The sequence below is a fragment of the Streptomyces vulcanius genome (assembly GCF_042653945.1).
GTDB classification, from domain to species: Bacteria; Actinomycetota; Actinomycetes; order Streptomycetales; family Streptomycetaceae; genus Streptomyces; species Streptomyces mangrovi.
On the sequence record NZ_JBHSFK010000023.1, the window covers coordinates 40,513 to 53,343 of the forward strand.

General features: G+C 73.4%; 13 protein-coding genes. 9 read left to right on the forward strand and 4 right to left on the reverse strand.

The genetic code is table 11. From position 1 onward, the window contains the following. Positions 1-89: 89 nt before the first annotated feature. Both ACFPIH_RS31180 and ACFPIH_RS31185 read right to left on the reverse strand, forming a co-directional pair. The gene (locus tag ACFPIH_RS31180) at positions 90-725 is read right to left on the reverse strand and encodes a hypothetical protein (protein ID WP_381175794.1); all 636 of its coding nucleotides are present in this window, start codon (positions 723-725) and stop codon (positions 90-92) included. Then, positions 722-2,380, reverse strand: coding sequence for a serine/threonine-protein kinase (locus ACFPIH_RS31185; protein ID WP_381175797.1), 1,659 nt, complete (start codon positions 2,378-2,380; stop codon positions 722-724). The genes ACFPIH_RS31180 and ACFPIH_RS31185 overlap by 4 nt, the downstream gene beginning before the upstream one ends. 269 nt (positions 2,381-2,649) lie before the next feature. Between ACFPIH_RS31185 and ACFPIH_RS31190 the strand changes: the two genes are divergently transcribed. Next, complete coding sequence (locus ACFPIH_RS31190; RefSeq protein ID WP_381175800.1) at positions 2,650-3,156, forward strand: hypothetical protein; 507 nt, start codon at positions 2,650-2,652, stop codon at positions 3,154-3,156. A 198-nt stretch (positions 3,157-3,354) separates the two neighbouring features. Then, on the forward strand, positions 3,355-4,044 hold the full coding sequence (locus ACFPIH_RS31195) for a hypothetical protein (protein ID WP_381175803.1): 690 nt from the start codon (positions 3,355-3,357) through the stop codon (positions 4,042-4,044). 7 nt (positions 4,045-4,051) lie between these two features. On the opposite strand, the gene ACFPIH_RS31200 is transcribed toward ACFPIH_RS31195, so the two are convergent. After that, positions 4,052-5,683: an FAD-dependent monooxygenase gene (locus ACFPIH_RS31200; RefSeq protein ID WP_381175806.1), complete on the reverse strand. Its 1,632-nt coding sequence runs from the start codon at positions 5,681-5,683 to the stop codon at positions 4,052-4,054. Between the two features lie 152 nt (positions 5,684-5,835). Further along, positions 5,836-6,858, reverse strand: a complete 1,023-nt coding sequence (locus ACFPIH_RS31205; RefSeq protein ID WP_381175809.1) for an NAD(P)-dependent alcohol dehydrogenase — start codon at positions 6,856-6,858, stop codon at positions 5,836-5,838. A 91-nt stretch (positions 6,859-6,949) separates the two neighbouring features. On the opposite strand from ACFPIH_RS31205, the gene ACFPIH_RS31210 reads away from it, so the two are divergent. The 7 genes from ACFPIH_RS31210 (at position 6,950) to ACFPIH_RS31240 (ending at position 12,822) form a co-directional block, all read left to right on the forward strand. Then, the gene (locus ACFPIH_RS31210; RefSeq protein WP_381175812.1) at positions 6,950-7,750 is read left to right on the forward strand and encodes an SDR family NAD(P)-dependent oxidoreductase; all 801 of its coding nucleotides are present in this window, start codon (positions 6,950-6,952) and stop codon (positions 7,748-7,750) included. 84 nt (positions 7,751-7,834) lie between these two features. Further along, a complete protein-coding gene (locus tag ACFPIH_RS31215) occupies positions 7,835-7,993 on the forward strand; it encodes a hypothetical protein (RefSeq protein ID WP_381175815.1) in 159 nt (52 codons plus the stop codon). Positions 7,994-8,046: 53 nt separating this feature from the next. Further along, on the forward strand, positions 8,047-9,183 hold the full coding sequence (locus tag ACFPIH_RS31220) for an acyl-CoA dehydrogenase family protein (RefSeq protein ID WP_381175818.1): 1,137 nt from the start codon (positions 8,047-8,049) through the stop codon (positions 9,181-9,183). A 92-nt stretch (positions 9,184-9,275) separates the two neighbouring features. Beyond that, entirely contained in the window at positions 9,276-10,331 is a 1,056-nt protein-coding gene (locus ACFPIH_RS31225; RefSeq protein ID WP_381175821.1) for an alcohol dehydrogenase catalytic domain-containing protein, read from the forward strand. Positions 10,332-10,445: 114 nt separating this feature from the next. Further along, on the forward strand, positions 10,446-11,234 hold the full coding sequence (locus ACFPIH_RS31230) for an enoyl-CoA hydratase/isomerase family protein (RefSeq protein ID WP_381175824.1): 789 nt from the start codon (positions 10,446-10,448) through the stop codon (positions 11,232-11,234). A gap of 50 nt (positions 11,235-11,284) precedes the next feature. Continuing rightward, complete coding sequence (locus tag ACFPIH_RS31235; RefSeq protein ID WP_381176132.1) at positions 11,285-11,680, forward strand: Zn-ribbon domain-containing OB-fold protein; 396 nt, start codon at positions 11,285-11,287, stop codon at positions 11,678-11,680. Next, entirely contained in the window at positions 11,677-12,822 is a 1,146-nt protein-coding gene (locus ACFPIH_RS31240) for a thiolase family protein (RefSeq protein WP_381175827.1), read from the forward strand. Before ACFPIH_RS31235 ends, ACFPIH_RS31240 begins: the two co-directional genes overlap by 4 nt. Positions 12,823-12,831: the final 9 nt, after the last annotated feature.

Consider the following 12,831-nt stretch of genomic DNA (forward strand, 5'->3'; position numbering starts at 1 on the left):
CCCCGGCGACCCGGACTCGCCCTGGCACTGGGAATCCAAGGAGGCCTTCCACGCCCTTGCCCGCCAGTACGGCGGGCACGCGGCTCCGCTCAGGGGCAGTCGTAGGTGAAGCGGGCGCTCGCGGTGCCGCCGTCCGGGGACAGCACGCGCAGCTCCGCGACGGCCGGGTACCTGCCCTGCCCCTGGAACGTCCACAGCAGCCGCAGGCGCACCTCCCGCCGCCCCTCGGGGACGGCCGCACGCAGGACGTCGGAGGTGGTGCCGTCGCTGCGCACCCAGCGGTAGGACAGCTCGCCCTCACCGCCGTCGGTCCGTACCACCCCCACGAACTCCACCGTCCGGTCGCACCCGGTGGCGCGCGCCGGGGCGGTCACCGCGACACCGCGCACCGAGAGGGCGGGCGCGTCGTGCCCGCGCCAGAACAGGAACACCAGCGCGGCGACCAGCACCAGCACGGGAAGCGCGTGCCGCCGCAGCCGGTGGCGCGGACGGGCCGGGGGAGCCGCCGGAAGGACGGCGGTGCGCTCGGCGCGCGGGAGGGCGGCGGTGACGCCCGGTCCGAAGCGCAGGACCGTCCCGTCGACGCGACCGTGGGGCGGCGGAGCGGCGGCGGTGTGGTCCACCACCGTCGTGCCGTCGTCGCCGTGCTGGACCCAGTGGCTGCCCAGGACGGTGGCGCTGTAGTCGTCCCGCTGCGGAGGCCGGCGGTCGGCGGGCGCGTTCATCGGAGCGTGCACTGCCGGGTCAGGAGCTGCTGCGACGCCCCGCCGGACGCGGCCGCGGGGCTGGTCGAGGCCTGCACGATCCAGTAGCAGCCGCTGCCCTGGAAGGTGTGCTCGACGGTGATCGTGTACTGCGTGGCGCCGCTGCGCGCATACGAGTCGACGGCACCGTCCGCGGTCCCGGCAGCCGCCCCGGCGGCGTTGTTCGTGAACCAGCCGACGGAGACGGAGACGGGACCGGTGCCGTCCGTGGTGACGGTGATCGTCGCGGTGGCCGTGGCGGTACCGGTCTGCCGGAACCCGGTGACCGTCACCTCCTTGACGGCGACCGGCGACGGGGAGGGCGAGGGGCTCGTCGTCGTACCGGACGAGTCCGACGGCGAGGGCGAACCGCTGGGCGGAGGGGGGCTCGTCGAGGTGCCGGCGGACGGCGACGGGGCCGGATCGCCGTCGGTGGCAGGAGGGGAGGCCGCACCGCTGGAGGCTTCGGGCACCGGGGAGTCCGCCGTCACCGACGGTGTGGGCGGGGCCGTCGGCGAGGGGAGCGGGCCGGTCTCGGCCACGGGCTCCGGACTGGTGGTGGCCAGCGTCTGCGTCCCGCCGCCGGCGCCCGCCCCCTGGCCGATGCCCTGCCCGAGCAGGAGGGCGACGAGGACGGCCGCCGCGGCCACCGCCGCGCCCGGCCAGGTCGGCCGCCACGCGTGCAGGCGTCCCGCGCCCGGAGCGCGGGCGAGGACCGTGCGCGCCGTGTCGGTGGTCGTTCCGGGCCCCGACGAGCGGCCGGACGGGAGCAGGAACAGCAGCAGGGCCACGAGAGCGGCCAGCCGGCCGCGACCGCGCTCCTCCCAGTCCTCCCCGTACGTTGCCACGGCCGCCCGCTCCAGGTCCGCCACGAACGCCGCCGCGTCCGCCGGCCGCTGGTCGGCCGACTTCGCCAGCCCCCGGCGGACCAGGTCACGCACCGCCTCCGGCACCTCCTCCGGCACCTCTTCCACGGGGACCGGGTCGTGCGCGTGCTGCAACGCCAACTGGGCCAGGTTGTCCCCCGGGAAGGGCTTGCGGCCCGTCAGGCACTCGAAGAACGTGGCGGTGGCCGCGTACACGTCGCCGGCGGGCGAGGCCGGTGCCCCCGTCCACTGTTCCGGCGCCATGTAGGCCGGGGTGCCCGCCACCCCGGTGCTGACGCCCGCGTCCACCGCGATGCCGAAGTCGACCAGCTTGGACACGCCCTCCGGGGTGACCAGGACGTTCGCCGGCTTGTAGTCACGGTGGACCACACCGGCCCGGTGCGCGTCCGCAAGACCGAGCAGCGAACCCTTGAGCACGGCCAGCGCGGACTCGGGGGACAGCGGGCTCTGCCGGGCGAGCAGGGTCCGCAGGGAGACGCCGTCCACCAGCTCCATCACGATGGCGGCGCCCTCCGGCGCCTCGACGTACTCGTAGAAACCGGTCACGTACGGGCTCTCCAGCCCGCCGAGCCGTTCCGCCTCGGCGCGGAAGCCGTGGACGAAACCCGGCCGGGTCAGCAGCGACTCGCTGAGGTACTTCACGGCCACCGGCACACCGGTCGGCTCGTGCACGGCGAGAACCACCCGCCCACTGGCTCCGGAACCCAGCTCGAACGACTCGGAGTACCCCGGTACGGCCCATGTGCTCATCGCCATTCCCCCTTGCCGTGGCGAGCCCTCGCCCTCGTGGCCCCGGGAACACCGGGCCACGGCACCAGAGACACGTTTTCGGCCGACGCGGTTGCAGTCCAGCCATGGGCACCCGTCACCGCGATCCGCGCACCGGCTGTCGTGTCGGCCGTCGTGTCGGTGAGGAAATGTCAGTGGCCTGATGAAGAATGCGAGCGGAAAATGAGATCAACTACGCCCGCACGGGGTAGGCGCTCCAGAGCCGCTGTCCCTGAAAGAGGTCACCACCGATGTCTGCCGCTGCCGACCAGCCACAGGTTCTCAACGCCCCTGCCGTCACGCCCGGTTGGGGGATCGAGGACATGGCCGAGCCCGAACGCGGCCGACAGCGTGGAGACCAGGCCGGACGCCCGTCCAAGTCGGCCCGTGCCAACGCCCCGTTGAGCCGCTCGGAGATCGAGATCCTCCGCGTCATATGCGACGCCCGTCACTCCGTGTTCGTCAGCGTGCACGCCAACGGGCGTCGTCGGTACGGCTACTGGCGTCCGCTGGACTCCGCCACCGGCAAGGGCGGTTGTTACGTGGCCCTGCCGACCGCCGAGTGCGACCAGCTGTACGAAGTCGGCCGGATCGCCCTGGGCGAGCCCGTCACCGACCCCAGCCGGACGACCTACCGGGTCCGTCCCGTGCCCGCCGCGGGGCCGCCCGCCCGTGTCCCCGCCCCACCCGCGCCGGCGGCGGCGCCCGCACCGGTACGCAGCGTGCGTGCCGTGCGGGCCGGGGTGCGCGCGGCCTGAGGAGTCGGCGAGAAACGAGGACCCCCGGCGCGGCGCGGGGCGGTCGGTCCGTACGTACCGGCGTCCTTGCCGTTTCGGGCAAGAATCCGCTGGTCAATGGTGCACGCCTGCTCTCCGGGCGTCGTCTGTGACAGTGCTGTGACCGGAAGTATGGCCTCCGTCACAGCTGGCTGATCGTGGCCCGATCAAGATCAGCGCATGCGGAGAAATTTGTTGGCGGTCCGTGAGGCGGGGCGTCCCGTCGTGGCCGTTCTGGCGGCCGGTGGCGTTGTCGCGGGGGTCCTCGTCGGCTGGCCGGGCCTCGACACCGTCAACGGGTGCGGGCTGTCGAGCGAGAAGTACCCCTCGCAGACGGCGCAGGACTGGGTGCGCAACGCGGATGTGGTGGTGGTCGCCCGCGCCGACGAGGAACGCGAGAGCGGGCGTGAGGAGTTGGGGGCGGGGGCGTACAGCTACCGGCTGGAGCGGACCGTCGACATGAGCGTCGAGGACAAGGCGTTCGAGTCCTCCGAGCGGTCCCATCCCACGGTCGGGGGCGAGCTGGGCTATGTCGGCGCGGGCTGGAAGGTGCGCCGTTCCGACGGCAAGACCCGCGTGGACGACCTCACCGGCGACGCGCCGCGTGTCGTACCCGGCCACACCTACGTCCTCGCCCTGCGCTGGGAGGAGGAGAAGTGGGTGCCGCTCGGGGAGGGCTCGGTCGTGCCCTTCGACGGACAGGAGGGCGGGCGCGGCGAGTGGTGCGGGCAGGTCCTGGAGCCCGACGACTACGCCCACGGCGAGCGCCTCGGCCGCTCGAGCGACCACAGCATGGAGAAGGCACTCCTCGGCAAGGGCCGGCCGGCCCTGAAGCAGGCCCTGGACCGGGCGGCGCGCAAGGAGTCGTAGCCCCGCGTCACCGGTGCGCCGGAGCCGGGGCCGACAGCAGCGTGAGGTAGTCGGAAAGGGCCGCCTGCGTGCCGGCGAGGGGGAAACGGGCACCGAGCTGGCCGTCCGGACGGACGACGAAGCCGGTGGGGCCGTCGGGCCGGTACAGCCGGGCGAACTCCCCGGCCGCGTCCCGGTACCCGGGGAAGGGCAGGACGTCGGGGGCGACCGCCGTGGCCTCGTGGGCGCGGATCGCGACGGCCTCCAGACCGTGCCCGGCGGCAGCGGCCCACGCCTCGGCGAGATCCGTGCGGTCGGCCGCGTACAGGAGCACGACGTGTTCCGCCCGGCCGCGCAGGACGTCGAGCAGCCGGAGCGGGTAGCCGGCCGCGGGCGCCTCGAGTCCGGGGCAGTCCGGCGCCCGGTCGCCCGGCTGGGGCGCGTCGACGGGGCCGTGGACGCCTCCGGCGAGCGGGCCGTCCCGGTAGCCGACGAGCAGTTGTGCCTCGCGCAGCAGGACGGTCCGCGGGTCGTCGGGGTCGGTCTCGATGCCCTGGGTGGCATGGCGGACCGTCCGGCCGACGACCTCCTCGCCGATCGGGCGGCGCTCGTCGTCGTAGGTGTCGAGCAGGGCCGCTCCCGCCTCGCCCCGCACCACGAGGGCGAGCTTCCACGCCAGGTTGCAGGCGTCCTGGACACCGGTGTTCATGCCCTGGGCGCCGGTGGGCGGGTGGATGTGGGCGGCGTCGCCCGCGACGAAGACCCGGCCCTCGCCGTAACGGTCCACGATGCGGTGGCTGATCCGGAAGACGGAGGACCAGCGCAGCCGGGACAGCACGGCCGGCCGGGGCGCCAGCCGGTCCACCACGGCCTGGAGATGCGCCAGTTCCGGAACGCGCGCGCCCTCAAGACCGTGCGCCACGCCGTCGGGTGCCCGTGTGGACAGCTCGGGCGGCACCAGCATCGACATGCGGTAGCGGCCGGTGCCGGGCAGCGGGATGCACACCAGCAGGTCGTCCGTGGAACCGTCGTCGGCGCGGTGCATGGACCGTACGCCGTAGCCGTGCGGCAGGTCCCAGTCGGTCTCCACGTCGCCCAGCATGTACTCCTCGGCGAAGGCGTCCCCCTCGAAGGCGAGCCCCAGTTCCTTGCGGACCGTGCTGTGCGCGCCGTCGCAGCCGATCAGATAACCGGCCCGAACCTCCTCCTGCCCACCGGAGGCGGTACGCAGCCGGGCGGTGACCCCGTCCGCGTCCTGCGCGAACGACAGCAGCTCGGTGCCCCGCTCCACGGCCGTGCCGAATCCGCCGACGTACTCCTCCAGCAGCCGCTCGGTCTCGTACTGCGGCAGGGCCGCGAACCGGTACGGCACCTCGGGCGGCAGGTTGAGGTCGATGCGGGCGACCTCATGCCCGTTGACGAGGATCAGCTGGCCGCGCATCACGGCGGCGCACTCCAGGACGGTACGGGCCAGGCCCATCCGGTCCCAGAGCTCCAGGGTGCGCGGCTGGACACCGACCGCCTTCGCGTACGGCAGCCTGGCCGGCAGCTTCTCGACCAGGCGGCAGCGCACCCGGTGCCGGCGCAGTTCGGCGGCGGCGCTCAGGCCCACGGGGCCGGCTCCCACGATGAGTACGTCGGTGGTCGGTGTGTGCACCACGGGTGCCTCCCAGCGCCTGGCCCCGGCCCAGGTCCCGAACTCCCATGGTCGCCCAGGGGTGTCCGGACGGCGACCCGGAGCAGCGGCACCCGGATGGTCGCCGGTGTTGCGGAGTCCGGGGACGCCGTTGGGGCGCGGCGCCGGGACCGCCCTCATCCGGGCACCAGCACCGCCCGCCCCCGCACCTCTCCCCGCCGGAGGCGGCCGAACGCCTCGGCCGCCTCCGACAGCGGGAACCGCTCGGTCTCGACGTGGAGCGCACCCGAGCGCGCCAGGGCGACGACCTCGCCGAGTTCGGGCCGGGAACCCCAGAACGGCAGGGACAGCCGGAAGCCCGGCGGCAGGACGCCCGGCTTGCGCACGGTCAGCCGGCCGCCGCCGCTGCCGACCAGCACGAGTTCCCCGCCCGGCCGCAGCACGTCGACGGCGAGCCCGACCGTGGCGTCGTTCCCGACGAAGTCGAGCACGGCGTCCGCGCCCACCCCTCCGGCCGCCGCCCTCAGCACCCGCGCGGTGTCCGCCCGCAGCAGGGTGCCCTCGTGCGCCCCGGACCTTTGGGCGAGCGCGAGGGCCTCCTCGCGGATGTCCACGGCGAGCACCCGGCTCGCGGTGGTGGCGCGCAGGATCTGGACCGCGAGGTGCCCCAGTCCGCCGACGCCGATGACCACGGCGGTGGTGTCCTCGCCCAGCGCGTGCCGCACTCCGGCGACGGCGGCGTACGACGTCAGACCCGCGTCCGAGAGCGGCGCCGCCTGCTCGGCCGACAGGTCGCCGATCGGCACCAGATGGCGGGCCGACGGGACGAGCAGGTACTCGGCCATCCCGCCGTCCCGGCCGAGCCCGACCCCGTGCCAGCCGAGCTCGCCGCGCCGGTCGCAGAGGTTGTCCCGGCCGACGGCGCAGCGGGGGCAGTCTCCGCAGCCCCAGGGGCCGTGGACGACGACGCGCTCCCCGGCATCGGATCCCGTGGCGACCCGGCCGGCGACCTCGTGGCCGAGGGTGAACGGTGGCCGGTAGGGGAGCGCGCCCGGCGCCGCGTCGATCACGTGCAGATCGGAGTGGCACAGTCCGGCGGCCTCCACCTCGACCAGCACCTCCCCCTCTCGGGGGACCGGGCGCCCGACCTCGCCGAGCACCGGCTCCCGACCCCAGTCCAAAAGTCGCACCGCCCTCATGAATCACCGTCCCGGGTCTTGTCAGCAGGGCGCCGGTGACGATAACAGAGATGAAGTCGGTTCAGTATCAGGCGTAGGAAGGATGTGCGGGATGAGCGGGGAAGTGCAGCTGGCCCGGTTCGAGGGCAGGGTCGCGATGGTCACCGGCGCCGGTTCGGGCATGGGTGCGGCCGTCGCGCGACAACTGGCCGCCGAGGGGGCGAGGGCCGTGGTCCTCGCCGACGTGAACCTCGAGAGCGCCGCCGCCGTCGCCGGGGAGACGCCGGTCGGCCGTGCCGTGCGGCTCGACGTCGCGGACGCGGACGCGGTCGACGCCGCCGTCGAGGCGGTGGTGCGGGAGCATGGGCGGCTCGACGTCCTGGTGCACGCCGCGGGGGTCGACGACCCGGAGGCCAAGCAGTGGATCGCGGACGCGCTCGGCGCGGGGCGCCCGCCCGAGGTGACCGACCGGCTCCCGGACGCGGCCTGGCGGCGCGTCATGCGGGTCAACCTGGACGGAACGTTTCATGTGCTGCGGGCGGCGGTGCGTGTCATGCGGCCGGCCGGGGCGGGCGCGATCGTCGTCATCGGCTCCTCGTCCGCCTTCGACACACCTGTCGGCTACCCCCACTACGCCGCGTCCAAGGCGGGGGTGCACGCGCTGAGCCAGGCCGTCGCCAAGGAGGCCGTCGCCTTCGGGATCCGGGTGAACGTGGTCGCGCCCGGTCCGACGGAGACCGGGATGGCGGTACGCACGCCCGCGCTGCTGCGCACCGGTTTCGCCGACCCGAGGGTGCGGCCGTACGCGACGCCCGAGGAGATCGCCGACATCGCCCTGTTCCTGGCCGGTGACGGCGCGGCCAACCTGGTCGGAGCGGTGCTGCTGGCCAACGGCGGCCGTTTCACCGCCTGACGCCCCCGGCGGAACGAACTGGTGCAGGGCTATTGCCCCCTCGTGATCTCGTACCTACCGTTCATGAAGTGAGTTCAGTTTACGGTGAGTGAGGAGGTGGTCGACATCGAGGTGGGGTCGTCCTGCACGAGGGCGCAGTCGCCGTCCCGCGGCGAACCCGCCGAACCGGAGTTCCCCGCCCGCGCAGAGCGGGCCTGTTTCGACGGCCAGGACGACGCGCCCGTGGCCGCCGCACGCGGCTGAGGTCCACCCACCGTCCCCACCCCTTTGTACGACACGAGCACGATGGAGCCCCCATGCACCTCCGTCACCCGGAGATCGATCCCCAACTACTGTCCGAGACCGAGGAACACCGGGAACTCCGCACCGTCCTGCGGGACTTCCTCGCCGACGTGAGCGGGCCCGAGGAGGTGCGCAAGCACCTGGCCACCCCGCGTGGCCACGACGAGACGGTGTGGGCACGCCTGGCGGGCGAGATCGGCGTGCACGGCCTGGCGATCCCCGAGGAGTACGGCGGCTCGGGCTTCTCCTTCGCCGAACTCGCCGTCGCGCTGGAGGAGTCCGGGCGCGCCCTGTACTGCGGGCCGCTGCTGCCCACCGTGGTCCTCGCCGCACACGCCCTGCTCCACAGCGCCGACCGCCGGGCCTGCGAGCGCTACCTGCCCCGGATCGCGGACGGCACCCTGACCGCGACCGTGGCCGGCCTCCACGACGACACACCCGGCGTCCGCGCCGAGTACGGCGCCACGGGCTGGCTGCTGCGCGGCGCGGCGGACTTCGTACTCGACGGAGCCGACGCGGGGATGATCGTCGTACGGGCCGAAACCCCCGACGGCACACGGCTGTTCACATGTGAGCCCGCCGCGGACACCTGTCCGCGCACCCCGCGCCGGGTCCTCGACGAGACGCGCCGGCAGGCCCTGGTCGAGTTCCGTGGAGCACCCGCCACCCCCCTGGGCGAGCCGGATCCCGTCACCACCACGGCGGCGATCCTCGACACCGGCCGGGCCGCGCTCGCCGCCGAGCAGGTGGGCGGTATCGGCCACGCGCTGGACGCCACGGTCGCGTTCGTCGGTGAGCGGCAGCAGTTCGGGCGTCCGATCGGCTCCTTCCAGGCGGTCAAGCACAGGCTGGCCGACGTACTGGTCGCACGGGAGGCGGCCCGCTCGGCCGCCGCCTACGCGAGCGCGTGCGTGGCCCTCGCCTCGCCGCAGCTGCCGGTGGCCGCGAGCGCCGCCGCGGCGGTCTGCTCCGAAGCCTTCCTGCTGGCCACGGCCGAGTACGTCCAGCTGCACGGCGGGATCGGCTTCACCTGGGAGCACCCGGCGCATCTGTACGTCCGCCGGGCCCGCAGCGGCGGAGTGCTGTTCGGCACCGCCGACCAGAACCGCGCCCGGCTCGCCGGACTCGTCGGCCTCACCCGCCAGGGGTAGGTGCAGGTCTCAACCATTCTATTGAAGTCAGTTCAGTTTGGTGGCAGTCTCAAGGGTGTCGCAGCGAAGCGGGACGACACCGAGGAGGCGCGATGCTGGCCGCCAGGCTGTACGGAGCCAAGGATCTGAGGATCGAGGAGATGCCCGAGCCCGAGCCGGGGCCGGGCGAGGTGAAGATCCGCGTGGCGTACGCGGGGATCTGCGGTACCGATGTGCACGAGTACTTCGAGACGCCTCGTGCCACGCACGAGCCCAACCCGCTGACCGGCGCGACCCTGCCCCAGACCCTGGGGCACGAGTTCGCCGGGACCGTGGTGGCCTGCGGGGAGGACGTCGACCGGGTCACGCCGGGCGCGCGGGTCTGCGTACGGCCGATCCGCACCTGCGGGGTGTGCCCCCGCTGTACGTCCGGACTCTCCCATCTGTGTACGGCCCTGGCGGCGATCGGGGTGACCTCCCCGGGCGGCGGACTCGCCCAGTACGTCGTCGTGCCCGCCGGCTCCGTGCACCCGCTGCCGGACGGCCTCTCGCTGGAACAGGGGGCGCTGGTCGAGCCCATGGCCGTGGCCCTGAACGCGGTCGAGCGGGCCCGGGTCCCCACCGGGGGCAGTGCGTTGGTGACGGGCGCGGGCGCGGTCGGCATGGGTGTGCTCTTCGCGCTCCGGGCGCGGGGCGTCCACGACGTCCTGGTGGCGGAGCCCTCGGCGTCCCGCCGTGCGGCGGCCGAACGGCACGGCGCCCGGGTGCTCGACCCCGGCGCGGTCGACGTGGCCGAGGAGGTGCTGGCCCACACCCGGGGCAGGGGCGTGGACGCCGCCGTCGAGTGCGCGGGCCGGCCCGAGGCGCTGAACGCCGCGATCCGCGCGCTGGCCGCACAGGCGCCGGTGGTGATGGTGGCCCTGTACTCCGGCCCGGTCGCCATCGACGCCTCCGTCGTACGCCTGGCCGAACTGGCCCTGCTCGGGGCCGAGGCGTACCCGGACGGCGTCTTCGAGCGGGTCATCGAGCACATGGCCGCCGGGCACTACCCGACGGACGGCTGGCTCGACCACATCCCGCTGGCCGACACCGTCGCCGGGCTGCACGACGTCCGTGACGCGCGGCGGCTCAAGGTGCTCGTCGACATCCCGGCGCGGGACGGCGGCTGACACCGATCCGGGTCCGGGGCTTGACAGTGGATCACGCGCTCCGCAGACTCGTAATGAATTCAGTTCAGTTTGGTTCTGCTCGGTGGTACTCGGCTCAGTGTGGAGGGATCGAAGATGGCAGTGGAAGACGAGATCCAGTTCGAGCGCGACGGTCACGTCGCCCGCGTCTGGCTCAACCGCCCCTGGAAGAAGAACTGCGTGACGGTGCCGATCCTGGACCGGCTCGACGAGATCATCACCGAGGTCGACGAGGACCCCGAGCTGAGGGTCCTGGTGGTCCGCGGTCGCGGTGGCACGTTCTGCTCGGGCTTCGACCTGGACAGCCTGAAGGCGGAGTACGTCGGCAAGTCCAACGCGATCGACGTCGCGGTCAAGTCCGCGAAGGTGTGCGACCGCCTCTACTCGATGAAGACCCCCTCGGTCGCCGTCCTGGAAGGCTATGTCACCGCCGGCGGCTTCGAGATCATGATCTCCTGCGACTTCGCGATCGCCGTGGACGACGCCAAGATCGGCGACTTCCACATCCGCCGCGCGCTGTTCGGCGGGGCCGGCCCGATCTACCGCGTGCCGCGCATGATCGGCATCCGCAAGACCAAGGAGCTGATGCTCACCGGCAAGCTGCTCTCCGGCACCGAGGCCGTCGAGTTCGGCCTGATCAACAAGTCCGCCCCGGCCGACAAGCTGGACGAGACGGTCCAGGACTTCATCGGCGACCTCGTCGACAAGAGCCCCTTCATGATGTGGCTCACCAAGATGACGATCGACCGGAGCCTCGACGCCGACATCCAGTCGCTCATGGTGATGGAACACCTCGCCGTCGGCGTGGCCCTCAACTCCGAGGACGCCAACGAAGGTGTCTCGGCGTTCCTGGAGAAGCGCGAACCGAAGTGGCAGGGGCGCTGATCCCGATGACCGCGGAGTCGATGGCCGGGGAGCCGATGCCCGTCGCGTCGATGGCCGGGGATCCGCCGGCCGGTGACGCGCCGGCCGGGGATCCGCGCGGCCCTGCGGCCCGGCTCCAGGGCTCGCGCTGCTCCGGCTGCTCGGTGACGGTCTACCCCGCGGACGACGCGTGCCCACGCTGCGGGGGGCCGGCCGACCCGGCCACCCTGTCCGCGCAGGGCACGCTGTGGACGTGGACGGTACAGCGGTACGCCCCCAAGTCACCGCCGTACCGGGCCCCGGCGGACGGCTTCACGCCGTTCGCACTCGGCTACGTCGAACTCCCGGAAGGCGTACGGGTGGCCGCCGTGCTGGATGTCGAGTTCTCCGAGGTCAGGATCGGCATGCCCCTTACGCTGACCGCCGGAGACGGAGTGCCCCGGGCCCACCGTGAGGAGCGCCCATGAGCACCGACGTCCTGATCTGCGGCGCCGGACGGACCCCGTTCGGCCGGACCGAGGAGAGCGGCCGCCGGCTGGCGGTGCGCGCGGTGAACGCCGCGCTGGCCGACGCCGGCCTCGACTGGTCACGGGTACGGGCGGCGTTCGGCGGCAGCGACAGCGCCGGACTCGCCGACACGCTCGTGGCCCAACTCGGCCTGACCGGACTGCCGTTCGTGAACGTCAAGAACGGCTGCGCGACCGGCGGCAGCGCACTGCTCTCCGCCGTGAACGCCATCCGCTCCGGCATGGCGGACGTCGTCCTCGCCGTCGGCTTCGACAAGCACCCCCGAGGCGCCTTCGACCCACGCCCGGAGGACTGGGGACTCGGCGAGGAGTACGGCAGCGACGGACTGATGGTGACCACACAGTTCTTCGGCATGAAGATCCGCCGCTACATGCACGACCACGGCATCACCCCGGACACCCTCGCACTGGTCGCCGAGAAGGCCTACCGCAACGGGGCGCTGACCCCCGAGGCCTGGCGCCGCAAACCGGTGTCCGCCGCCGAGATCCTCGACTCCGGCATGGTCAGCGACCCGCTGACCCGCTACATGTTCTGCTCCCCGGGAGCGGGCGCCGCCGCACTGGTCCTCTGCTCACCCGAGGTGGCCCGCACCCTGGACGGACCGTCCGTCACCCTGCGCGCGGCGGCCGTACGCACCCGGCGCTTCGGCACGTTCGAGGTGTTCAGCCCCTGGATCCCGGCGGGCGAACCGACCAGCGTCAGCTGCGACGCCTCGGCCGCCGCCTTCGAGGAGGCGGGCATCGGCCCCGACGAGGTCGACGTCTGCCAGCTCCAGGACACCGAGAGCGGCGCCGAGGTCATGCACCTCGCCGAGTGCGGATTCTGCGAGGACGGCGACCAGGAGCGGCTGATCGGCTCCGGCGCCACGGAGATCGGCGGCACGCTGCCGGTCAACACCGACGGCGGCTGCATCGCCAACGGCGAACCCATCGGCGCCTCCGGACTGCGCCAGGTCTACGAGGTCGTCCAGCAACTGCGCGGCAGGGCCGGCGACCGCCAGGTCCCCGGTGCACCCAGGACCGGCTTCACCCATGTGTACGGCGCCCCGGGCGTGAGCGCCTGCACGGTGCTCTCCCGCTGAACCCAGGAG

Excerpts from the sequence above, each read along its gene's own strand:
- ACFPIH_RS31240 (WP_381175827.1), top strand. The coding sequence starts at position 11,677 with ATGAGCACCGACGTCCTGATCTGCGGCGCCGGACGGACCCCGTTCGGC.
- ACFPIH_RS31185 (WP_381175797.1), bottom strand. The coding sequence starts at position 2,380 with ATGAGCACATGGGCCGTACCGGGGTACTCCGAGTCGTTCGAGCTGGGT.
- ACFPIH_RS31190 (WP_381175800.1), top strand. The coding sequence starts at position 2,650 with ATGTCTGCCGCTGCCGACCAGCCACAGGTTCTCAACGCCCCTGCCGTC.
- ACFPIH_RS31210 (WP_381175812.1), top strand. The coding sequence starts at position 6,950 with ATGAGCGGGGAAGTGCAGCTGGCCCGGTTCGAGGGCAGGGTCGCGATG.
- ACFPIH_RS31205 (WP_381175809.1), bottom strand. The coding sequence starts at position 6,858 with ATGAGGGCGGTGCGACTTTTGGACTGGGGTCGGGAGCCGGTGCTCGGC.
- ACFPIH_RS31225 (WP_381175821.1), top strand. The coding sequence starts at position 9,276 with ATGCTGGCCGCCAGGCTGTACGGAGCCAAGGATCTGAGGATCGAGGAG.
- ACFPIH_RS31195 (WP_381175803.1), top strand. The coding sequence starts at position 3,355 with ATGCGGAGAAATTTGTTGGCGGTCCGTGAGGCGGGGCGTCCCGTCGTG.
- ACFPIH_RS31220 (WP_381175818.1), top strand. The coding sequence starts at position 8,047 with ATGCACCTCCGTCACCCGGAGATCGATCCCCAACTACTGTCCGAGACC.
- ACFPIH_RS31180 (WP_381175794.1), bottom strand. The coding sequence starts at position 725 with ATGAACGCGCCCGCCGACCGCCGGCCTCCGCAGCGGGACGACTACAGC.
- ACFPIH_RS31235 (WP_381176132.1), top strand. The coding sequence starts at position 11,285 with ATGGCCGGGGATCCGCCGGCCGGTGACGCGCCGGCCGGGGATCCGCGC.
- ACFPIH_RS31230 (WP_381175824.1), top strand. The coding sequence starts at position 10,446 with ATGGCAGTGGAAGACGAGATCCAGTTCGAGCGCGACGGTCACGTCGCC.